A 19,910-nucleotide genomic window follows, 5' to 3' on the forward strand; every position below is an offset into this window, starting at 1 on the left:
CGCTTGATGAATCCGACGCCCATCAAGCATCGCCAGCGTGGCATGGCATTGCTGGTCAGCCTGGTGTTTCTGCTGCTGTTAACGCTGATCGGCCTGTCGTCGATGCAGAGCGCCACGCTTCAGGAAAAAATGACCAGCAGCGTCATGCTGCGCAACCAATCCTTTCAAGTGGCCGAGGCTGCGCTGAGGCTCGGTGAGAGTGCGGTGCAGGTCGGGACTTATTCGCTGCCGGTCTGTACCACCACGACTCAATGTGCACCGCCGGCGGAGTCGGCGACTCTCACGGCGGCCGGGCGCAATTCGTTGTCGGGGGTGACGTGGATTGCCGTTCCTGGCGGGTTTTATGGCGTGCAGAACATCGGCACCACGCTCGCGGCGGTCAATGTGCCCAGCAATACGTCGGCGACGCTTTACCGGATCACGGCGGTGGCGGTGCTGGGGAATAACCAGCGCAGTGTGGTGGAGAGCATCTATGCGAAATACTAAGGTGCGCCGCGACGGGAGGCAGGCGTTTTGGGGCGTGCTGCTCAGCCTTTACCTGGCAGCCCCGGCCTATGCTTTCACGCCTTCGGACTCGCCTTTGCTAAGCGCGGGCGCCGTGACGCCGAACGTGATGCTGCTGATCGATGATTCGGGGAGTATGAATAATATTATCTGGGCGTCGGGGTTTGATCCGACGGCGGTGCAAACGCGCACTTATGTATGCGGCGCCAGTAACAACTGCAACGATAGGGATACTGAGCTGGATCCGACCGACTCGAACATCCTGTTATCGAGTCTGTTTCGTGGCGGTTGCTCGTCTGGCTGGTACGGTTTCTATCGACCCAGCCTTGGCCGGATCTGTCTGCGGCTGCCGGACCCTGTAGGGAGCGGCGATACCCGTTACACCGGTAAGTACCTGGCGTATCTGGTGACCCTGGCCAACGGCTCGAACCGAGACTTCACCACCGGCACGATCCCCAATGATTATCGAATCAACGTGGCGCGGGATGTCTCCAACGATCTGGTCGCCAGCAACCGGGCATTGCGCATTGGCCTTGCCACGTTCAACCCGCCCAACAGTAGCAACTCCGGTCCTGGGGGCTACATCGCCCGTTCAGTCAGCGACCTCTCGCCTGTCAGCGGCAGCGTGACCCAGACCCAGGCCAACAGCAACTACAGCGCCCTGATCAACGCGATCAACGGTTTGGGTGCTGTCGCGAATACGCCACTGGCCGAGAGCTATTACGAAATCACCCGTTACTTCAGGGGCATGGCGCCGTATTACAACGGCACACCGAGCACTTACACCAGCCCGATCCAATACCGTTGCCAGAAAAACTTCGGTGTGGTGATCACTGATGGATTGCCCACCTTTGACCGAACGTTCCCCACCAACGACCCGCTGGGCTTGGCCCGGCTGCCGAACTGGGATAGCGGCATCAGCGGCAGCAACAGCGATGGCGCCAATCTCAATGGTGACGGCGAGGGCGACACGCTTTACCTGGACGACATCGCCAAGTTCGCCTTCGACATCGACATGCGCTCAACCGGCACCGACGCGACCGGCAAGAGCTGGGACGCGACGGATTTCCCCCGGCAATACCTCAACACCTACACCGTGGGGTTTACGGCCACCAATCAGATGTTGTCCGATGCCGCCCGCTACGGCACAGGCAAGTATTACCAGGCGACGGACAGCGAAGGGTTGAGCTCGGCCCTATCATCGGCCTTGAGCGACATCACCTCCAAGGCCGGGTCCGGGGGCGGCGGCACCACCAACGGTGCCACGTTGTCCAGCACCTCCAGTTATTACCAGACCACTTATGACCCCAAGGACTGGCGCGGCACCCTCCGCGCGTTCGGCTTCACCTCTACGGGGACGGTCAATACGGCGGCGGTGCAATGGACCACCGACACCGCTATCGTGCCGGGCGCTACGGCTCCGATCTACCAATCGTGGAACACCGCGACCAATGTGCCGGTGACCCTGGCCTACGGCAACTTTTCAGCGGCCCAGCAAACCAGCCTCAACCAGAACCTGCCCACGGGGATCACTGGCAACGATCTGGTGGAGTGGAGCAAGGGCGTCAATAAAACCGGCCTGAAGGTGCGTAGCGTATTGCTGGGGGACATTATCAACTCACCGCTGGTGCTGGCATCGCCCAATGACCAGACCGCCTCGGATCTGGTGAACGACACTAGCTACAGCACTTACCTGACGACCAAAGCGGCGAACATGAACACCAGCCTGGTGGTAAACGCCAATGACGGTTTCTTCAGCGTCATCAACAGCACAAACGGTACGCGGCGCTACGCCTATATGCCCTCAAGCGTGCTGCCATCGCTGCAGGACATCGCCGACACCAACTACATCAATGGCGTGAGCCACAAGTTTTTGGTGGATGGGCAGATCGGCGTATTCGATGCGCAACTGGGGAGTGCCTGGAAGACGGTGGCCCTGGGCGGGACCGGGGCCGGGGGCAAAGCGTTCTACGCGGTCCAGCTGTTCGATGCAGCGGCGGGGAATGTGTTTCGGGCGTTGTGGGAAATCAGTGCGCCGACCGTTGCCAACACGGCTAACGCCTTCAACGATTTGGGCTACGCCTACGCCCGCCCCGAAGTCGCCCGACTTGCGGACGGTCGCTGGGCTGCGTTTATCTCCAACGGCTACGGCAGCAACAGCGGTGTCGCGGCGTTGTACGTGGTGGATATCCGCGACGGTTCGCTGATCAAAAAAATCGTCATCAACAGCAGCGAAACCGATAACGGTCTGTCATCGGTCAAGCTTCGGATCAACTCCCAGAGCGTGGTGCAGGCTGCGTACGGTGGCGACTTGAAAGGCCGGATGTGGAAGTTCGACCTCAGCGGCACGTCCCCAACCACCTGGGGTGTGGCGTTTGCCGGCCAACCGTTGTTCACCGCGCCCGGTGGCGCGACCCAGCCGATCACCGCTCAACCGCTGCTGGCAGACAATTCCCAGGGTGGCACCCAGGTCTTTTTCGGCACCGGCAAGTTCAACGAGGCGGCGGACAAACTCAGCAAGGATCTGCAAGCGTTCTACTCCATTTGGGACGCCACCGGCGGTGCGGGGCAAATCACGGTATCGAGCCTGCAGGCCCAATCGATCACTGGCGTATTTTCAGGCAGCTCGGGGCAGTACGTGACCACCAGCCAGACCGACGTGACTTATCCGGCGAAAAAGGGCTGGTACCTGCCTTTGGTGTACAACAACGCATTGACCGGGGAGCGGGTGATCAACGCAGCCACTCTGGTGCTTGGGCGCGTTGTCTTCACCACTGCCGCGGTGGACACCACCGACCCCTGCGCCAGCTTTGGTACTGGCAAACTGATCGAGCTGGATGCATTCAGCGGTAAGATGCTCAACTATGCGGTGCTCGATACCAACGGTGACGGCTCGCTCAATAGCCTCGACACGATCTCCAGCGGGGTGGTTTTCACTGGCGGTATCCCGACCTTGAGCGCCGTTGTCAGCGCCGACGGGACCACTAACATGATCGTGAACGACTCCGGCGGCGGTATCACCAACCTGCTGGGAAAATCCGCTAGCGGCAGCCGTCGTATCATGTGGCGGCAAATACAGTGAGAGATAAGGAATGCGCAAATCCAACCAGGGTTTCACCTTGATCGAAATCATGATCGTGATTGCGATCATCGGTATTGTGATCACCATCGGCTATCCGAGCCTGACCGAATACATGAAAAAGGGTCGACGCACCGAAATCGCCGGCCTCTTGTCGGAACAGGCGCAAATTCTCGAGCGCTACTATTCAAAGAATAACGTCTACACCAACGCGACCGGCCTGAGCAGTGGCAACACGTTCTACACCATTACCCCGACGCTGGCGGACCAGAGTTTTACCCTGACCGCCGTGCGCAAGAGCGGCTCGTCGATGGCAACGGACAAATGCGGTGATTTCACGATCAACAACACCGGCGTACGCGGCATGCTCAACGCCGCTGCCGGGCTGACCACCAAGGATTGCTGGGGCCGCTGAGTTTCTTTTATTCGGGCGCTGTCTTGCGCCCCCTGTCTTATGAGTCGAATCAGAACATGACCAGGCAACAGCAAGTGGTGATTGTCGGCGGCGGAGTCATCGGCCTGCTGACGGCGTTCAATCTGGCGTGCGAAGGGCAACGTGTGGTGCTACTGGACCGCTCCAGTGTCGGCCGGGAGGCGTCCTGGGCTGGCGGCGGTATCGTTTCGCCGCTATACCCCTGGCGCTATAGCCCGGCGGTCACCGCGCTGGCCCATTGGTCGCAGGATTTTTATCCACAACTGGGTCAGCGTCTGTTTGCGGCTACCGGGGTCGATCCGCAAGTGTATGTCACCGGTCTGTATTGGCTGGACCTGGACGATCAGGTCGAAGCGCTGGCCTGGGCGGAGCGGGAAGGGCGTCCGCTGCGGGCTGTGGATATTTCGGCCGTCCATGATGCGGTGCCAGTGCTGGGCTCGGGTTTTTCCCGGGCGATCTACATGGCCGACGTGGCCAACGTACGTAATCCCCGGTTGGTGAAATCCCTCAAGGCTGCATTGCTGGCGTTGCCCAATGTCACGCTTCATGAGCACTGCGAAGTCAGCGGGTTCATTCGCGATGGCGAGCGTGTGGTGGGGGTGAACAGTTCTGCGGGGCAGATTCGTGGCGATCAGGTGGTGCTGGCGGCTGGCGCCTGGAGTGGTGAGCTGCTCAAGACCCTGGGGCTGAAATTGCCGGTCGAGCCGGTCAAGGGCCAGATGATTTTGTACAAGTGCGCGTCGGATTTTCTGTCGAGCATGGTCCTGGCCAAGGGGCGTTATGCGATCCCGCGTCGCGACGGGCATATTTTGGTCGGCAGCACGCTGGAGCGTGAAGGCTTTGACAAGACCCCGACCGATAAAGCGCTGGAGAGTCTGAAGGCTTCGGCCCAGCAGCTGATTCCGGCGCTGGCGGGGGCTGAGGTGGTTGGGCATTGGGCTGGGTTGCGGCCTGGATCGCCTGAAGGTATTCCTTATATCGGCGAGGTGCCGGGGTTTGCGGGGCTGTGGTTGAACTGTGGGCATTATCGCAATGGGTTGGTGTTGGCGCCGGCGTCGTGTCGGTTGTTTGCTGATCTGATGTTGGGGCGTGAGCCGGTGATTGATCCTGTGCCTTATGCGCCGGCGGGGCGCTTGTAAGGTCCGGTTTTTCCTGTGGGAGCGGGCTTGCTCGCGACGGCGGTGTGTTGATCGAGTACATATCCATTGCTGCGGTAACGGCCGCTTATGGTTCCGCTCTTACGGCGGGTCACTTTCGCGCTTCTCAAAAGTGAGCCGCTGTAAGAGCGGAACCATAAGCAGCCGTTATCGAAGAAACGGATATACACACCGCCTTCACAGCCGACCTGGCTTTGTGGGAATGGTCGGACAAGGTCCTAATTCAAACCGAATTTTCCGACGAGTTCTGGCGGTTGCCGGGTGGGAAGGTCTCTCGTTAACCTTTTTCCGTCGCTGCCAATTCAGCGTCCGGGCGTCGCGGCCCGCTAACTTGGTGCATAATTCCAGTCGACGACAGTGCTTCGGTATTTGTCGTTCCGTCATGGCTGGCTGTGCGTGGGATACCTTCGGGTATGCCGGAGGCTCCAAGTTCGGTCCGCGAACCTGCGTACAGCTGCCACTCCCAATCGCGTCGCGGCGATCGGTGGCAGCTCCAAAACTTGGAGATGCACGATGATCAAAGTCACACCCAATCCCCCCGAAACCGATCCCTCGTCAGCCCATGGCGGGCTCGATTCTCAAAAACTCGATGAAGCCGCCCAGCGCGCCCTCGACTATTACCTCGGCCCAAAACCTGAAGCCAAAAAGAAACCCGCCTCAAACCAGCTATTCACTGTCGTGGACAGCATCGACACCGAATGCCTCCTCACCAACCTCAGCGAAACCCTGGCCTCTGCCAACGCAACGGTCAGCGACCTGGCCTTCGAGCTCGAAGGCTCGCGGCGACATGTTGCCTTGGGAGTGCAGCAGTTGATTGAGCTGAGCGAGTTGTTGGCCAATCGAGTTCTGGATAAACAGGTGCCGGTGGCGCAAGGCTAGAAGAGCTGCCAAGGCAAACACAGAACCTGTGGCGAGGGGGCTTGCTCCCGCTGGGCTGCGCAGCAGCCCCCAAAAGCAGCGACTCGATCAACCTGACACTCCGAGATGTCAGGTTCGGGTCTGCTTCGCAGCCCAGCGGGAGCAAGCTCCCTCGCCACGGGGTAAGTAGGGGCTTCAGGACCGCGCTTTAATCCAACCCCAACTTCTTTAACCGATACCGCATCGACCGAAACGACAACTTCAACCGCTGCGCCGCCGCCGTGCGGTTCCAGCGGGTTTCCTCCAGGGCCTGGAGGATGAGCTTACGCTCGACGTCTTCCAGGTAGTCTTCCAGGTTGTCGACCTGCATCAAATCGGGGTTGCCGGTGTCGGGGGTGCCATTGCCTTCGGCCAGGCGCAGGTCGTCGGCTTCGATCTGTTGGTGTTCGCAGAGGGTGTAGGCGCGTTCGAGCATGTTCTCCAGTTCCCGCACATTCCCTGGAAAACGGTAGCTTTTGAGGGCGTCCAAGGCCTGGGGATGGAGCTTTACCGCAGGGCTGCCGGTGTTGGCCGCCAGGCGCTGGAGCATGTGGTTGGCCAGTGTCTCGATGTCTTCACGGCGTTCACGCAGGGGTGGCACGCGCAGTTCGATGACGTTCAGCCGATAGTACAGGTCCTGGCGAAAGCGCCCGGCGGCGACTTCGGCGTCCAGATCCTTGTGGGTGGCGCAGAGAATCCGTACGTCCACCACTTCTTCCTGTTGGCCTCCGACAGCGCGCACGGCTTTTTCCTGGATCGCCCGCAACAGTTTGACCTGCATCGCCAGGGGCAGGTCGGCCACTTCATCAAGGAACAAGGTTCCGCCATGGGCGGCTTGGAACAGCCCGGGTTTGTCTTCGATGGCGCCGCTGAAGCTGCCTTTGCGGTGGCCGAAAAATTCGCTTTCCATCAGTTCCGTGGGAATGGCCCCACAGTTGACCGGCACAAAACCCTGGTTGGAGCGGGGACCCTGATCGTGAATCAGCCGTGCGACCAGTTCCTTGCCACAACCCGACTCCCCGCTGATATAGACCGGTGCCTGGCTGCGAGCCAGTTTTTCGATCTGTTTGCGCACGCTGCGCATCGGTGGCGAATCACCCAGCAGGCAGCGCTCGATGGTCGTGACCGGCGTGGCGACCGGTGGCAGGCGCAAGGCGCTGGTCACCAGCTCTCGCAGCCGACCCAGGTCGACCGGTTTGGTCAGGAAGTCGAAGGCTCCGGCCTTGAGGGCGTCGATGGCGGTTTCCAGGCTGCCGTAGGCGGTGATCATCGCCACAGGCAGTTGGGGGTAACGTTGCTGGATGTGTTGCACCAGTTCCAGGCCGGTGCCATCGGGCAGGCGCATGTCGGTCAGGCACAGGTCGAACGCTTCGCCCGTCAGCAGGGCTTGGGCCTCGGCCAGGTTTTTGGCGCTGCGGGTGTCGAGTTTCATCCGGCCCAGGGTGATGTCCAGGAGTTCGCGGATGTCCGGTTCGTCGTCGACGATCAGGATTCGTTGCCGTGAGCGTGTATTCAAATCTGTTTCCGTCCGTGAGCAAAAGTGATGCGAAAGCAGCCGCCGCCTTGGCGTGGTTTGAAGTCTAGGCGGGCTTGGTTGCTTTCGCACAGCTCACGGGACAGATAGAGCCCAAGGCCGGTGCCCTGGCTGCTGGTGGTGAAGAAGGGTTCGAACAAATGCGCTTGCTGGTCCGGTGACACGCCGGGGCCGTTGTCGATGATGTCCAGTGTGGACAACTGGCTGTGGGGGTCAGTGAACAGTTTCAGCCAGACTTCGGCCTCTTCATGGCCCAGCGCGCTGTGGCGCCAGGCGTTACGCAGCAGGTTATCGAGCACTTGGGTCAACTGGCCGGGGTCCATGAGCGTGATGTAGTCTCCGGGGGCGATGCTCAGGTGCAACTGCTGGTGCTCGGCCGTGTTTTCGCGGGCCTGCCGGACGAATTGGTCGAGCCAGGTCCGCAGGTCCAGGCGTTGGGGCGTGGTTTGCTGGCGGCGGGACAGTTGCAGGACGTTTTCAATGACGCGATTCATTCGTTGGGAGTGATCTTGAATAATCTGCGTCAGACGCCGGTCTGCCTCGTTCAGTTCCTCGGATTCGCGCAGCAATTGTGCCGCGTGGCTAATCGCGCCCAAGGGGTTGCGGATTTCATGGGCGATACCGGCAGTGAGGCGCCCGAGCGAGGCGAGTTTCAACTGCTGGGCCTGTTGGGCAACCTGGGCCAGGTCTTCGAGAAACACCAGGATCTGGTGTTGATCGTTATGCCCCAGGGCAATGAAGCTTGGTTGCAGTGTCAGGCCTGTGCCCGTAACGGTCAGGCTTTGCGGGCGCAGGCTGGGGTTGTTCAGCCACAGTTGCAGGCGTTCGACCAGGGCGCTGGAGTAGTCGTCGATCTGCTGGCCGATCAGATCGTGCATGCCCAGCAGGTTCAGCGCACTTTCGTTGGCCAATTGCACCCGGCGCTGGCGGTCGAGCACCAGAATGCCGGTGCGCATGCGTTGCAGGATCAGTGCGTTGAGCGCTTCGAGGCCGATCACTTCGCTGGCTCGTTGCTCGGCCAGGGTTTCACTGGCTTCCAGTCGCCGGGTCAGGCCTTGTACCAATAATGCAGCAGCAAAACATAACGCCCCGAGGGTGCCTGCCTGCAAGTAACTGCTGGGACCGCTCGAGTCGCTGAGGCCAAGGAAGAGACTCGACCCGACGATGCCGATCGTGGCAACGGCGGCGATCAACAGGCCGATTCGGCCACGCAACAGTGTATTGCCGATGGCTACCGAGACGATGAGCAGGTTGCCGATGGCGCTGGGGGCACCGCCCGCGACGAAGAACAGCCACGAGAGCAAGAGCACGTCGGTGAGTGCCAGGCCGAACAGTCGGGCAGGGTTGCGGGTGTTTTCCAGGAACACCACCAACAGGATGTTCAACACCAGGTACAACCAGCTGCCGCTGCGCAGCAAGTCGTCGTTGGCGAACTCCAGCAAACGGTTGTCCATGTTGCTGGAGATCAGCAGCACCAGGGTGATGCCGATACTTAAACGGTACAGGTGATAGAGACGCAGCAGGCGCTGCGTCTGTTTGACGCGCGGGCTTAACGCCTCAACGTTCACGATTGCCCGGGCCTTGCTCTAGGTGAGCCTGGCTGCAATACCACTGTTGTTCGAGGGCCAGCGCCCGGTCGCGAGGCAGGTGTACGCCACAATGGGCGCAACGAACCATGGGCGGTGCGTCCTGCTCCCGAGGGGCGTTCGGCGCGGAGGAGGCGCCCTTGAACTTGCGCCAGAACCATACCGCGGCGGCAATCAGGGCGATCCAGAACAGTAAACGAAGCATGATGGGCGGCTTTTTGGCTAATGATCCGGCAGTTTAGCCAAGGACAGGAACGGCGCACAGCGCAATAAAATCCAGGCACAAAAAAGGAGACCATCGGGTCTCCCTTTCCGCGTCACGGCATGCATTCCCACGCAGGAGCGTGGGAATGATCAGCGTCTTGACCTCAGTCGAACAGACCGAAGGTCAGGTGGCTGAACCAGGAGCGTTCGGTGGATTTGCTCTCAGGCTCTGCTTCTTCGATCACGTCGCCGTTCTCGTCCTTGGGCTTGAGATCGTTCGGAATGGCTGCCTTGGCATCCAGGAACTGGCGCTGCACGTCCTGGTTGGCGCGGGTTTCGCCCGGCGGCAGGGGTGGGCTGGACTCGATCAGGCCCAGGGTGGCCTTGCTCAGCCACGAACGGTTGTCGGCTTCATCAACCCGCGGGGTGAATTGGCCGTCGGCCAAGGAGGGGTGGTTCGGGTAGTTCAGCTTGAGGGTTTCCAGGCTGCTGGCAGCCAGGTCGTCCAGGTGCATACGCTGATACGCCTCGGTCATCACTGCCAGGCCGTCACCCACCGATGGGGTTTCCTGGAAGTTCTCCACCACGTAGCGGCCACGGTTGGCGGCGGCAACGTAGGCCTGACGGGTCAGGTAGTAGTCCGCTACGTGGATTTCGTAGGAAGCCAGCAGGTTGCGCAGGTAGATCATGCGCTGCTTGGCGTCCGGCGAATAGCGGCTGTTGGGGAAGCGGCTGGTCAGCTGGGCGAACTCGTTGTAGGAGTCGCGCGCGGCACCCGGGTCACGCTTGGTCATGTCCAGCGGCAGGAAGCGCGCCAGCAGGCCGACGTCCTGGTCGAAGGAGGTCAGGCCCTTGAGGTAGTAAGCGTAATCGACGTTCGGGTGCTGCGGATGCAGACGAATGAAACGCTCGGCGGCGGATTTCGCAGCTTCCGGCTCGGCGTTCTTGTAGTTGGCATAAATCAGCTCCAGTTGGGCCTGATCGGCGTAACGACCGAACGGATAACGCGACTCCAGGGCCTTGAGCTTCGCTGTGGCACTGGTGTAGCTGTTGTTGTCCAGGTCGGTCTGCGCCTGTTGGTACAATTCGACTTCGCTCAGGTTTTCGTCTACGACTTCCTTAGACGAGCAAGCAGCGGTCAACGCGAGGATGGCGATCAGCAGCAGGTGTTTCACTTGCATGGCGGCTTGCGTCCCTATGACGGCCGCTGTCTTGGGCGGGGCCGTCCTGTTATGATGAGCGCCCCGTTGAAAAGCCTCGGGGCAAAAGACGCCGTATTTAACCACAAGCGCGCAGCCGAAACCAAAGGCTGTGCCGACGCCTAGTCCGAGCATGTCCGATAAAATAGAACTTCGCGCAGAGGTGCCGTCCGAATTGGGCGGCCAACGCCTCGATCAAGTCGCCGCACAACTATTCGCTGAGCACTCGCGCTCGCGCCTTTCCGCCTGGATCAAGGACGGCCGCCTGACGGTGGATGGGGCGCTAATCCGCCCACGCGACATCGTCCATGGCGGTGCCATTCTTGAATTGACCGCTGAGCAGGAGGCCCAGGGTGAATGGGTCGCCCAGGACATCGCGCTGGACATCGTCTATGAAGACGACGACATCTTGGTCATCAACAAGCCTGCGGGCTTGGTGGTGCACCCGGCGGCCGGCCATGCTGATGGCACCCTGCTCAACGCCTTGTTGCACCACGTGCCGGACATCATCAATGTGCCCCGCGCCGGCATCGTGCACCGCCTGGACAAGGACACCACCGGTCTGATGGTGGTGGCCAAGACCATTCAGGCGCAGACACAGCTGGTCACACAACTGCAAAGCCGCAGTGTCAGCCGTATCTATGAATGCATCGTGATCGGCGTTGTAACCGCCGGCGGCAAGATCAACGCCCCGATCGGCCGTCACGGCCAGCAGCGCCAGCGCATGGCGGTGATGGAGGGCGGCAAGCAGGCGGTTAGCCATTATCGCGTGCTCGAACGCTTCCGCTCCCACACTCACGTGCGGGTCAAGCTGGAAACCGGTCGTACCCACCAGATCCGTGTGCACATGGCCCACATCAACTTCCCATTGGTGGGTGACCCTGCGTATGGCGGTCGTTTCCGCATTCCGCCGGCCGCCAGCTTGACGATGGTCGAGTCGCTGAAAAACTTCCCGCGCCAGGCGTTGCACGCACGCTTCCTGGAGTTGGACCATCCGACCACCGGTAAGCGCATGAGCTGGGAATCGCCGTTGCCGGATGACTTCGTCTGGCTGCTGACGTTGCTCAAGCAGGACCGCGAGGCGTTCATCGGATGAATGACTGGCTGATACCCGACTGGCCCGTGCCGGCCCGGGTAAAGGCCTGCGTCACCACCCGTACGGGCGGCGTCAGCTTGGCGCCGTTCGACAGCCTCAACCTCGGCGACCATGTTGACGATGACCCCACCGCCGTCGCCGAAAACCGCCGTCGCCTCACCGATCGATTCGCCATACGTCCGGCTTGGCTGCAACAGGTCCACGGGGTTGTCGTGGTCGAGGCTGACCCGGCCCAGGTCGCCAGCGCCGATGCCAGTTGGACCGCTACGCCAGGTATCGCCTGCACGGCAATGACAGCGGACTGCTTGCCCGTGTTGTTCTGCAACCGTGCCGGCACCCGCGTCGCGGCGGCCCATGCCGGTTGGCGCGGGCTGGCGAATGGCGTGCTGGAAGCCACCCTCGATAGCCTCCAAGTGCCACCCGAGGAAATCCTCGCCTGGCTCGGTCCAGCCATCGGCCCACAGGCTTTCGAGGTCGGGCCTGAGGTGCGTGAAGCCTTCGTCACGCAGCTGGCCCTGGCGGCACAAGCCTTTGTACCGAGCCACAACGCTGGCAAGTTCCTGGCCGACATCTATGCGCTGGCACGTCTGCGGCTGGCGGCACGCGGTGTCACGGAGGTCTACGGTGGCGGTCTGTGCACCGTGACCGACCCACGCTTCTTTTCCTACCGCCGCAACTCGCGCACCGGTCGATTCGCCTCCCTGGTCTGGATCGAACGCTAGACTTCCCTGATCTGCATCAAGGGCACCCTGCTTGAAACTTCCAGAATCGACCGCATCTATAACGGTATCTGGCAGGTTTCTTCATTCAGGATGTTTTTTGGTCCGGCCTGCTCAAAAGGAAGGTGACCCATGCGTATTGACCGTTTAACCAGCAAATTACAATTGGCCTTGTCCGATGCCCAATCCCTGGCTGTCGGTCTGGACCATCCCGGTATCGAACCGGCGCATTTGATGCAGGCCATGCTCGAGCAGCAGGGCGGCTCCATCAAGCCATTACTGATGCAGGTGGGCTTTGACGTCAACAGCCTGCGCAAAGAGCTGGCCAAAGAACTCGACCAGTTGCCCAAGATCCAGAATCCTACAGGTGACGTGAATATGTCCCAGGATCTGGCGCGGCTGCTCAATCAGGCCGACCGCCTGGCCCAGCAGAAGGGCGATCAGTTTATTTCCAGCGAACTGGTGCTGCTCGCCGCCATGGACGAGAACAGCAAGCTCGGCAAGTTGTTGCTCGGCCAGGGCGTGAGCAAGAAAGCCCTGGAGAATGCCATCAATAACCTGCGTGGCGGCGAAGCAGTAAATGACGCCAACCATGAGGAATCCCGCCAGGCGCTGGACAAATACACCGTCGACCTGACCAAGCGCGCCGAAGAAGGCAAGCTCGACCCGGTGATTGGCCGCGACGACGAAATTCGCCGCACGATCCAGGTCTTGCAACGTCGCACCAAGAACAACCCGGTGTTGATCGGTGAGCCCGGCGTGGGTAAAACCGCCATCGCCGAGGGCCTGGCCCAGCGCATCATCAACGGCGAAGTGCCGGACGGTCTCAAGGGCAAGCGCCTGTTGTCCCTGGACATGGGGTCGCTGATCGCCGGTGCCAAGTACCGTGGTGAGTTCGAGGAACGGCTTAAATCCTTGCTCAATGAATTGTCGAAGCAGGAAGGGCAGATCATTCTGTTCATCGACGAGCTGCACACCATGGTCGGTGCGGGCAAGGGCGAAGGCTCGATGGACGCCGGTAACATGCTCAAGCCTGCGCTGGCCCGTGGCGAGTTGCACTGCGTCGGCGCGACCACGCTCAACGAGTATCGCCAATATATAGAGAAGGATGCGGCCCTTGAGCGGCGCTTCCAGAAGGTGCTGGTGGAGGAACCGAGCGAAGAAGACACCATCGCCATCCTGCGTGGCCTTAAGGAGCGGTATGAGGTTCACCACAAAGTGGCGATCACCGATGGTGCGATCATCGCGGCAGCCAAGCTCAGCCACCGCTACATCACTGACCGCCAATTGCCGGACAAGGCCATCGACCTGATCGACGAAGCCGCCAGCCGCATCCGCATGGAAATCGACTCCAAACCCGAAGTGCTGGACCGTTTGGAGCGGCGCCTGATTCAGCTTAAGGTCGAATCCCAGGCGTTGAAGAAAGAAAGCGACGAAGCGGCGAAGAAACGTCTGGAGAAGTTGCAGGAAGAAATCGTTCGTCACGAGCGCGAGTATTCCGATCTCGAGGAGATCTGGAACTCGGAGAAAGCCGAAGTCCAGGGCTCGGCGCAGATCCAGCAAAAGATCGAACAGTCCCGCCAGGAACTGGAAGCGGCCCGCCGCAAAGGTGATCTCAACCGCATGGCCGAGCTGCAGTACGGGGTGATCCCGGACCTGGAGCGCAGCCTGCAAATGGTCGACCAGCACGGCAAGAGCGAAAATCAGTTACTGCGCAGCAAGGTCACTGAAGAAGAGATCGCCGAAGTGGTCTCCAAGTGGACCGGTATTCCGGTGTCGAAAATGCTTGAAGGCGAGCGCGACAAGCTGCTGAAGATGGAAAGCCTGCTGCACCAGCGCGTGATTGGTCAGGAAGAAGCGGTGGTGGCGGTTTCCAACGCCGTGCGCCGGTCCCGTGCCGGGCTGTCGGACCCTAACCGTCCGAGCGGCTCGTTCATGTTTCTCGGCCCGACCGGTGTCGGTAAAACCGAGCTGTGCAAGGCACTGGCCGAGTTTCTCTTCGACACGGAAGAGGCCATGGTGCGCATCGACATGTCCGAGTTCATGGAGAAACATTCCGTGGCACGCCTGATCGGTGCGCCACCGGGTTATGTCGGCTATGAAGAGGGCGGTTACCTGACCGAGGCTGTGCGTCGCAAGCCGTACTCGGTGATCCTGCTCGATGAGGTCGAGAAGGCCCACCCGGACGTGTTCAACATCCTGCTGCAAGTGCTGGAGGATGGGCGCCTGACCGACAGCCACGGGCGCACGGTGGACTTTCGCAACACGGTGATCGTCATGACCTCCAACCTGGGGTCGGCGCAGATCCAGGAGCTGGTCGGTGACCGCGAGGCACAACGCGCCGCCGTGATGGATGCGATTTCCACCCACTTCCGGCCGGAGTTCATCAACCGCGTCGACGAAGTGGTGATCTTCGAGCCGCTGGCCCGTGATCAGATCGCTGGCATCACTGAGATCCAGCTGGGTCGTCTACGCAGTCGTCTCACCGAGCGCGAGCTGAAGCTGCAACTGAGCAGCGAGGCTTTGGACAAATTGATTGCGGTAGGCTACGACCCGGTCTATGGCGCACGGCCGCTCAAACGGGCGATCCAGCGCTGGATCGAAAACCCGCTGGCGCAGTTGATTCTGTCCGGTCGCTTCATGCCAGGCGAAACCGTGACCGGCACCGTGGAGAACGACGAAATCGTCTTCAACTGAGTCGACTGCCGGAGCTTTTGTGGCGAGGGAGCTTGCTCCCGCTGGAGGGCGGAGCACTCCTCGCTTTTGAAGGGCCGCTACGCGACCCAGCGGGAGCAAGCTCCCTCGCCACGACCCTTGAACTTTTTCTGATTCACCGGTGTTCGCTTTGCGAGGCCATTTTTTTCATCAGGCCGTTGAACTCAAAGGAAAAGGCTTGTAAAGTGCGCCCCGCAGTACGTCACCCCAAGGGTTACTTCTCCCTGAGAACGAATCCAAAATAAGTTGCAAATCATTGTCTTGAAAGCAATTTAAGGGGTTGACAGAGGTTTTTAAGATTGTAGAATAGCGCGCCTCAGACACACGAACGCAGCGATGTAGACGGGTAGAAGAGGTTGAAGCTAGCTTCAACGTTGTAACTTGAAATATCAGTTCCGTGATAGCTCAGTCGGTAGAGCAAATGACTGTTAATCATTGGGTCCCAGGTTCGAGTCCTGGTCACGGAGCCATTTCAATCGGGGTATAGCGCAGTCCGGTAGCGCGCCTGCTTTGGGAGCAGGATGTCAGGAGTTCGAATCCCCTTACCCCGACCATCTTTGGGTCGTTAGCTCAGTTGGTAGAGCAGTTGGCTTTTAACCAATTGGTCGTAGGTTCGAATCCCACACGACCCACCATTTTTGAAACCAGCTTGCTGGAATCGAATCTTAAGATCAGAGGCCAAAAGCGCTGATCGAAGAAGGCGACTTGTAAAGGTCGCCTTTTTTTTACCGGGGTATAGCGCAGTCCGGTAGCGCGCCTGCTTTGGGAGCAGGATGTCAGGAGTTCGAATCCCCTTACCCCGACCATATTAAAAATCCTCGTATCGAAAGATACGGGGATTTTTTTTGCCTGTGAAAAAAACACACGCTTCAAATCATCGTATAACTTTTGATCGAGCGATGGCTCGGAACAATGGACCGGCCCGAGCTTGGATATAGACTGCACTGCCGTCATCGCGAGCAGGCTCGCTCCCACAGGTAGCCGAGTAGGTTCATGAGTATGCGATCAGATGTGGGAGCGCGCCTGCTCGCGAAAACGGTGTGTCAGTCAACATCCATGCTGCTGATTCAGCGAAATCGCTGGCAGGCTCGTTCTTCAGTCAGGCCTCAATGCAACTTGAGCCTGGGCTCAGTCCCGCGCCCGATCTTGCTGCCCAGCATCAGCATTGCCGTGCGGAACATGCCGTACAGCGCCATCTGGTGCATGCGGTACAGCGATATGTAGAACATCCGCGCCAGCCAGCCCTCGAGCATCACGCTGCCGGTGAGGTTGCCCATCAGATTGCCCACCGCCGAGAAACGCGACAGCGAAATCAGCGAGCCGTAGTCGGTGTATTTGTAGTGGGGCAGCGCCTTGCCTTCGATCCGTAGCTTCAGCGATTTTGCCAACAGCGATGCCTGCTGGTGTGCCGCCTGGGCGCGAGGTGGAACATTGCGGTCGCTCCCCGGTTGCGGGCAGGCGGCGCAGTCACCGAAGGCGAAGATATTCTCGTCGCGGGTGGTTTGCAGCGTAGGCAGCACCTGCAGCTGGTTGATCCGATTGGTCTCCAGCCCGTCGATTTCCTTGAGGAAGTCCGGTGCGCGAATCCCGGCGGCCCAGACTTTCAGGCTCGCGTCGATCACGTTGCCATCGACGGTGATCAAGCTGTCGGCAGTTACCTGGCTGACGGCGGCGTTGGTCATGACATTGACCCCGAGTTTCTCCAGGGTCTTGTGCACCGGTGCGCCGATGCGCTCCGGCAATGCTGGCAGAACCCGTGGCCCGGCTTCGATCAGGGTGATTTGCATGTTTTCCGGTTTGATCCGGTCCAGGCCGTAGGCCGCCAGTTCATGGGCGGCGTTATGCAGCTCGGCTGCCAGTTCGACACCTGTGGCACCGGCACCGACGATAGCGACGCTGATGCGCTCTACCACATCGGTCTGGCCGGCGTGGGCGCGCAGGTAATGGTTGAGCAGTTGCTGATGGAAGCGCTCGGCCTGTTTGCGGGTATCGAGGAACAGGCAATGCTGCGCCGCGCCTTCGGTGCCGAAGTCATTGGTGGTGCTGCCGACAGCAATCACCAGGGTGTCGTAACCCAGCTCCCGGGCCGGCAACAGTTCCACGCCCGCATCGTCATAGGTGGCGGCCAGCTGGATTCTCTTTTGCTCACGGTCCAGGCCACTCATGCGCCCGAGCTGGAACTCGAAGTGGTTCCATTTCGCCTGGGCTACATAGTTGAGTTCGTCTTCGGAGGAGTTCAGGGAGCCGGCAGCCACTTCGTGCAGCAGCGGTTTCCAGATGTGGGTCAGGTTCGCGTCGACCAGCATCACACTGGCCGTGCCGCGCTTGCCCAGAGTCTTACCCAGACGGGTAGCCAACTCCAGACCGCCGGCGCCGCCGCCAACGATGACAATACGATGAGTCATGGGGATATCTCGCAAGGCTAAAGGAAATCGGTGCCGTTGCCCGCGCGAGCGGCAACGCAGCATGACAACAACAGACGCCGTCAAAAAGGAACAGTATTTGTGAGGCACGACACCTGCTCATAGCGTCAGGTAACTGATCAGTCGGCTCAACAGGCCCAGGCCAATGGTGATGGCCAGCACCACCACCAGGAGCATCCACGGCCGGAAAGGCCGGCGCTCGACTCGGTGCTGGGACAGTTGCAGGTACTCTTCGACATGCTTCTGGTCATCTGGGTTCAGGCGGCTGGTCATAAAGGCCTCGTCAGGTAGACGTTGCGAAATGTGTAGGCGTTACAGCGTCCGGTTATCCGGCATTGAAAGCAGCGTAGCCGCTCGCCGGAACGGGTTCGACGCTCAAGCTGTCGTCCAAGCGAATGATTCCACTGTTTAACACCCGTGCGGTGATTCCGCCATGGCCGCGTACGGCCTGGAACGTGCCTTCGCCAAGGTTGCGCTCCAGTCGCGCACACGGCTGGCACCAACCGGTGGTTTCAAAAATGGCCTGGCCAATGCGAAAGCGCCGGCCCTTGAGGCTGAACAGATTGATACCGCTGACCACAATGTTGCGGCGCAGCGCTTGTGGCAGTACGGGACGATCGGCCGGGCGGCCCATCAGTGAAGTGATCACGGCCAGGTGTTCCCACTGAATCAAGGTCACTTGCCGCGCATTGCGTGCGCCGGGCCGGGCATGGTCGCCCGTCAGGCCGGCTTCCAGGCGTGCCTCCACGGCGTCCAGTTCAATCATTGGCGCATGGCCCTGTGGTCGCACGCCAATCCAGCGTACGCGGCCTTGCTGCGGCACAGCGGCAATCAGTTCCTGCAACGGGCTCACAGGCTGATCCCGACATCAAACACAATACTGCGTCCCAGGTTACCCCGCAGGAAGTCCGGCGCGCCGGGGTGGGCAAACAGCACCCGGGCGAAAGTCGGCCCCACCAGGGACAGCGAACGCCAACCCTGGCGCAGGTATTCGGTCGGCGGCGGGAAATGGCTGTTGAGGTCCAGCACTTCACGCTTGAGGCTGGCGAAGGCGATGATGTCCAGCTCCCCCAGGTCCATGCCACGTTCGGTGTAGTTGTGGGCTTTCTTGCGTAAGGTCGGGGCCAATCTCAGCAGGAACTCATTGGCCGGGATCCGCCTGGGCTTGGCTTCGCGGCGCACCAGTTGGCTCAGGGAAAACGCGCTGCGGCGGCGTTGCAGCTCGTCGCGCCATTCGTCATTGAGGCGACGACCTTCGTCGAGGACGAAAAAAACCTCGAAATTGGCATCACGAAACAGTACGTCTGGCGGCTCCCCTGCGGGGGCGAACTCGTCGGCGCGATAGGGCACGTTCAGCCCTTGCAGCAGACGCTGGCAGACCCAACGCTCACGCTCCCATTTGCGGGCATTGGAGAGAAAGGCGTTGGCTTGCTCGGCCGCGATGGTGAGCAGGCGTAAATAATCGGAATCATCCATGAGCCCAAGCTTAGCGTTCTATTGCGACAAGCTGAAAGCGTTGCGTTGATTATTGGGCATTATGGGGGGTGTAGACTGCAGACTTGAATCGCCGAGGCAATCACCCTCAATTTGATGCAAGGGCAAGCGAAAGGAGTAGCCCCATGATCGGTGCCGAACTGCTCTCACCGCAGACCCTGGCGGTCGGCTGGCTGGTTTATGTGCCGGTGTTGGTCTGGGCCGTGTCGCGGGCGCCGTGGGTCGAGCTGTTCACCGACAGCCGTCGCCAGCACTTGCTGTTCGGCACGGTGTTGGCGCTGTTCATGTTGTGGCTGGTGCGACGGGATTTCGATACCGGCGTCTCGTATCACTTCATCGGCATGACTGCCGTGACGCTGCTGCTGGACTGGCCGCTGGCGATCTTGGGTGGCCTTTTAGCCCAGCTTGCGCTGGTGCTGCTGGGCCGCCAGGACATGGTGGCGGTGGGCATCAACGGTGCGCTGCTGGTCCTCTTGCCGGTGCTGGTCACCGAGTGCTGCGCCGTCCTGGTGGAGCGCGCTCAGCCGCGTAATCTGTTCGTGTATATCTTCTGTTCGGGGTTTCTCGCCGCCGCGCTTTCGGCGTTGTTGTGCCTGCTGCTGGGGCTCGGTTTGCTGTGGTATGACGGCGTGTTCGCCATGCCTTACTGGCTGGAAGATTTCGTTGGTTACCTCTGGCTGATCATTTTTCCCGAGGCATTCATCAACGGCATGGTGGTCAGTGCGCTGGTGGTGTTCAGCCCCGAATGGCTGGAGACCTTCAACCGCACGCGTTATCTGTCGGCGCCCTGGAAGGATGACGACAAGCCTTGATTCACATCAAGGCTGCGCAGCCACACGCCCTTCATGCTCTGGAAAACTTCCAGGAGCA

The 19,910-nt window shown here is 60.4% G+C and carries 17 protein-coding genes and 4 tRNA genes; 13 read left to right on the forward strand and 8 right to left on the reverse strand.

Going from position 1 to position 19,910, the window contains the following annotated elements:
* Window positions 1-6: 6 nt before the first annotated feature.
* The 5 genes from ACA047_RS04435 to ACA047_RS04455 all read left to right on the forward strand — a co-directional run bounded on the left by ACA047_RS04435 (window position 7) and on the right by ACA047_RS04455 (window position 6,052).
* Entirely contained in the window at window positions 7-486 is a 480-nt protein-coding gene (locus tag ACA047_RS04435) for a pilus assembly PilX family protein (RefSeq protein WP_497357028.1), read from the forward strand.
* On the forward strand, window positions 473-3,586 hold the full coding sequence (locus tag ACA047_RS04440) for a pilus assembly protein (RefSeq protein ID WP_497357030.1): 3,114 nt from the start codon (window positions 473-475) through the stop codon (window positions 3,584-3,586). Before ACA047_RS04435 ends, ACA047_RS04440 begins: the two co-directional genes overlap by 14 nt.
* Window positions 3,587-3,596: 10 nt before the next feature.
* Window positions 3,597-3,998: a type IV pilin protein gene (locus ACA047_RS04445; RefSeq protein ID WP_497357032.1), complete on the forward strand. Its 402-nt coding sequence runs from the start codon at window positions 3,597-3,599 to the stop codon at window positions 3,996-3,998.
* Between the two features lie 56 nt (window positions 3,999-4,054).
* On the forward strand, window positions 4,055-5,155 hold the full coding sequence (thiO, locus tag ACA047_RS04450) for a glycine oxidase ThiO (RefSeq protein WP_497357034.1): 1,101 nt from the start codon (window positions 4,055-4,057) through the stop codon (window positions 5,153-5,155).
* Window positions 5,156-5,686: 531 nt separating this feature from the next.
* Window positions 5,687-6,052 (forward strand): DUF6124 family protein, encoded by a 366-nt coding sequence (locus ACA047_RS04455; RefSeq protein ID WP_135847230.1) that lies wholly within the window; start codon window positions 5,687-5,689, stop codon window positions 6,050-6,052.
* Between the two features lie 187 nt (window positions 6,053-6,239).
* On the opposite strand, the gene ACA047_RS04460 is transcribed toward ACA047_RS04455, so the two are convergent.
* From ACA047_RS04460 to ACA047_RS04475, 4 genes are all read right to left on the reverse strand, one after another.
* Window positions 6,240-7,586, reverse strand: coding sequence for a sigma-54-dependent transcriptional regulator (locus ACA047_RS04460; protein ID WP_497357036.1), 1,347 nt, complete (start codon window positions 7,584-7,586; stop codon window positions 6,240-6,242).
* Complete coding sequence (locus ACA047_RS04465) at window positions 7,583-9,172, reverse strand: sensor histidine kinase (protein ID WP_497357038.1); 1,590 nt, start codon at window positions 9,170-9,172, stop codon at window positions 7,583-7,585. The genes ACA047_RS04460 and ACA047_RS04465 overlap by 4 nt, the downstream gene beginning before the upstream one ends.
* Window positions 9,162-9,395 (reverse strand): PP0621 family protein, encoded by a 234-nt coding sequence (locus ACA047_RS04470; protein ID WP_497357040.1) that lies wholly within the window; start codon window positions 9,393-9,395, stop codon window positions 9,162-9,164. The genes ACA047_RS04465 and ACA047_RS04470 overlap by 11 nt, the downstream gene beginning before the upstream one ends.
* Window positions 9,396-9,558: 163 nt before the next feature.
* Window positions 9,559-10,575 (reverse strand): outer membrane protein assembly factor BamD, encoded by a 1,017-nt coding sequence (locus ACA047_RS04475; RefSeq protein ID WP_497357042.1) that lies wholly within the window; start codon window positions 10,573-10,575, stop codon window positions 9,559-9,561.
* 151 nt (window positions 10,576-10,726) lie between these two features.
* Between ACA047_RS04475 and rluD the strand changes: the two genes are divergently transcribed.
* The 7 genes from rluD to ACA047_RS04510 all read left to right on the forward strand — a co-directional run bounded on the left by rluD (window position 10,727) and on the right by ACA047_RS04510 (window position 15,929).
* The gene (gene rluD, locus ACA047_RS04480; RefSeq protein ID WP_497357044.1) at window positions 10,727-11,689 is read left to right on the forward strand and encodes a 23S rRNA pseudouridine(1911/1915/1917) synthase RluD; all 963 of its coding nucleotides are present in this window, start codon (window positions 10,727-10,729) and stop codon (window positions 11,687-11,689) included.
* A complete protein-coding gene (pgeF, locus tag ACA047_RS04485) occupies window positions 11,686-12,411 on the forward strand; it encodes a peptidoglycan editing factor PgeF (RefSeq protein ID WP_497357046.1) in 726 nt (241 codons plus the stop codon). The genes rluD and pgeF overlap by 4 nt, the downstream gene beginning before the upstream one ends.
* A gap of 129 nt (window positions 12,412-12,540) precedes the next feature.
* Window positions 12,541-15,105: an ATP-dependent chaperone ClpB gene (gene clpB, locus ACA047_RS04490; protein WP_497357048.1), complete on the forward strand. Its 2,565-nt coding sequence runs from the start codon at window positions 12,541-12,543 to the stop codon at window positions 15,103-15,105.
* Window positions 15,106-15,517: 412 nt separating this feature from the next.
* Window positions 15,518-15,593, forward strand: a tRNA-Asn gene (locus ACA047_RS04495).
* A 7-nt stretch (window positions 15,594-15,600) separates the two neighbouring features.
* Window positions 15,601-15,677: transfer RNA gene (locus tag ACA047_RS04500), tRNA-Pro, on the forward strand.
* Between the two features lie 5 nt (window positions 15,678-15,682).
* A tRNA-Lys gene (locus ACA047_RS04505) sits at window positions 15,683-15,758 on the forward strand.
* Window positions 15,759-15,852: 94 nt separating this feature from the next.
* Window positions 15,853-15,929, forward strand: a tRNA-Pro gene (locus tag ACA047_RS04510).
* 300 nt (window positions 15,930-16,229) lie between these two features.
* On the opposite strand, the gene ACA047_RS04515 is transcribed toward ACA047_RS04510, so the two are convergent.
* The 4 genes from ACA047_RS04515 to ACA047_RS04530 all read right to left on the reverse strand — a co-directional run bounded on the left by ACA047_RS04515 (window position 16,230) and on the right by ACA047_RS04530 (window position 19,022).
* Entirely contained in the window at window positions 16,230-17,528 is a 1,299-nt protein-coding gene (locus ACA047_RS04515) for an NAD(P)/FAD-dependent oxidoreductase (protein ID WP_497357050.1), read from the reverse strand.
* Window positions 17,529-17,645: 117 nt separating this feature from the next.
* The gene (locus ACA047_RS04520; protein ID WP_039593877.1) at window positions 17,646-17,819 is read right to left on the reverse strand and encodes a DUF3094 family protein; all 174 of its coding nucleotides are present in this window, start codon (window positions 17,817-17,819) and stop codon (window positions 17,646-17,648) included.
* 52 nt (window positions 17,820-17,871) lie between these two features.
* The gene (locus ACA047_RS04525; RefSeq protein WP_497357052.1) at window positions 17,872-18,399 is read right to left on the reverse strand and encodes an MOSC domain-containing protein; all 528 of its coding nucleotides are present in this window, start codon (window positions 18,397-18,399) and stop codon (window positions 17,872-17,874) included.
* Entirely contained in the window at window positions 18,396-19,022 is a 627-nt protein-coding gene (locus ACA047_RS04530) for a DUF1780 domain-containing protein (protein ID WP_497357054.1), read from the reverse strand. The genes ACA047_RS04525 and ACA047_RS04530 overlap by 4 nt, the downstream gene beginning before the upstream one ends.
* Before the next feature lie 143 nt (window positions 19,023-19,165).
* Between ACA047_RS04530 and ACA047_RS04535 the strand changes: the two genes are divergently transcribed.
* Window positions 19,166-19,852: an energy-coupling factor ABC transporter permease gene (locus tag ACA047_RS04535; RefSeq protein WP_497357056.1), complete on the forward strand. Its 687-nt coding sequence runs from the start codon at window positions 19,166-19,168 to the stop codon at window positions 19,850-19,852.
* Window positions 19,853-19,910 lie beyond the last annotated feature (58 nt).

It is taken from the genome of Pseudomonas sp. LBUM1664 (assembly GCF_059695895.1).

What these genes read in the sequence shown, in the direction of transcription:
- ACA047_RS04435 (WP_497357028.1), top strand. Translation starts at nt 7, where the DNA reads ATGAATCCGACGCCCATCAAGCATCGCCAGCGTGGCATGGCATTGCTG.
- ACA047_RS04440 (WP_497357030.1), top strand. Translation starts at nt 473, where the DNA reads ATGCGAAATACTAAGGTGCGCCGCGACGGGAGGCAGGCGTTTTGGGGC.
- ACA047_RS04445 (WP_497357032.1), top strand. Translation starts at nt 3,597, where the DNA reads ATGCGCAAATCCAACCAGGGTTTCACCTTGATCGAAATCATGATCGTG.
- thiO (WP_497357034.1), top strand. Translation starts at nt 4,055, where the DNA reads ATGACCAGGCAACAGCAAGTGGTGATTGTCGGCGGCGGAGTCATCGGC.
- ACA047_RS04455 (WP_135847230.1), top strand. Translation starts at nt 5,687, where the DNA reads ATGATCAAAGTCACACCCAATCCCCCCGAAACCGATCCCTCGTCAGCC.
- ACA047_RS04470 (WP_497357040.1), bottom strand. Translation starts at nt 9,395, where the DNA reads ATGCTTCGTTTACTGTTCTGGATCGCCCTGATTGCCGCCGCGGTATGG.
- ACA047_RS04475 (WP_497357042.1), bottom strand. Translation starts at nt 10,575, where the DNA reads ATGCAAGTGAAACACCTGCTGCTGATCGCCATCCTCGCGTTGACCGCT.
- rluD (WP_497357044.1), top strand. Translation starts at nt 10,727, where the DNA reads ATGTCCGATAAAATAGAACTTCGCGCAGAGGTGCCGTCCGAATTGGGC.
- pgeF (WP_497357046.1), top strand. Translation starts at nt 11,686, where the DNA reads ATGAATGACTGGCTGATACCCGACTGGCCCGTGCCGGCCCGGGTAAAG.
- clpB (WP_497357048.1), top strand. Translation starts at nt 12,541, where the DNA reads ATGCGTATTGACCGTTTAACCAGCAAATTACAATTGGCCTTGTCCGAT.
- ACA047_RS04515 (WP_497357050.1), bottom strand. Translation starts at nt 17,528, where the DNA reads ATGACTCATCGTATTGTCATCGTTGGCGGCGGCGCCGGCGGTCTGGAG.
- ACA047_RS04520 (WP_039593877.1), bottom strand. Translation starts at nt 17,819, where the DNA reads ATGACCAGCCGCCTGAACCCAGATGACCAGAAGCATGTCGAAGAGTAC.
- ACA047_RS04530 (WP_497357054.1), bottom strand. Translation starts at nt 19,022, where the DNA reads ATGGATGATTCCGATTATTTACGCCTGCTCACCATCGCGGCCGAGCAA.
- ACA047_RS04535 (WP_497357056.1), top strand. Translation starts at nt 19,166, where the DNA reads ATGATCGGTGCCGAACTGCTCTCACCGCAGACCCTGGCGGTCGGCTGG.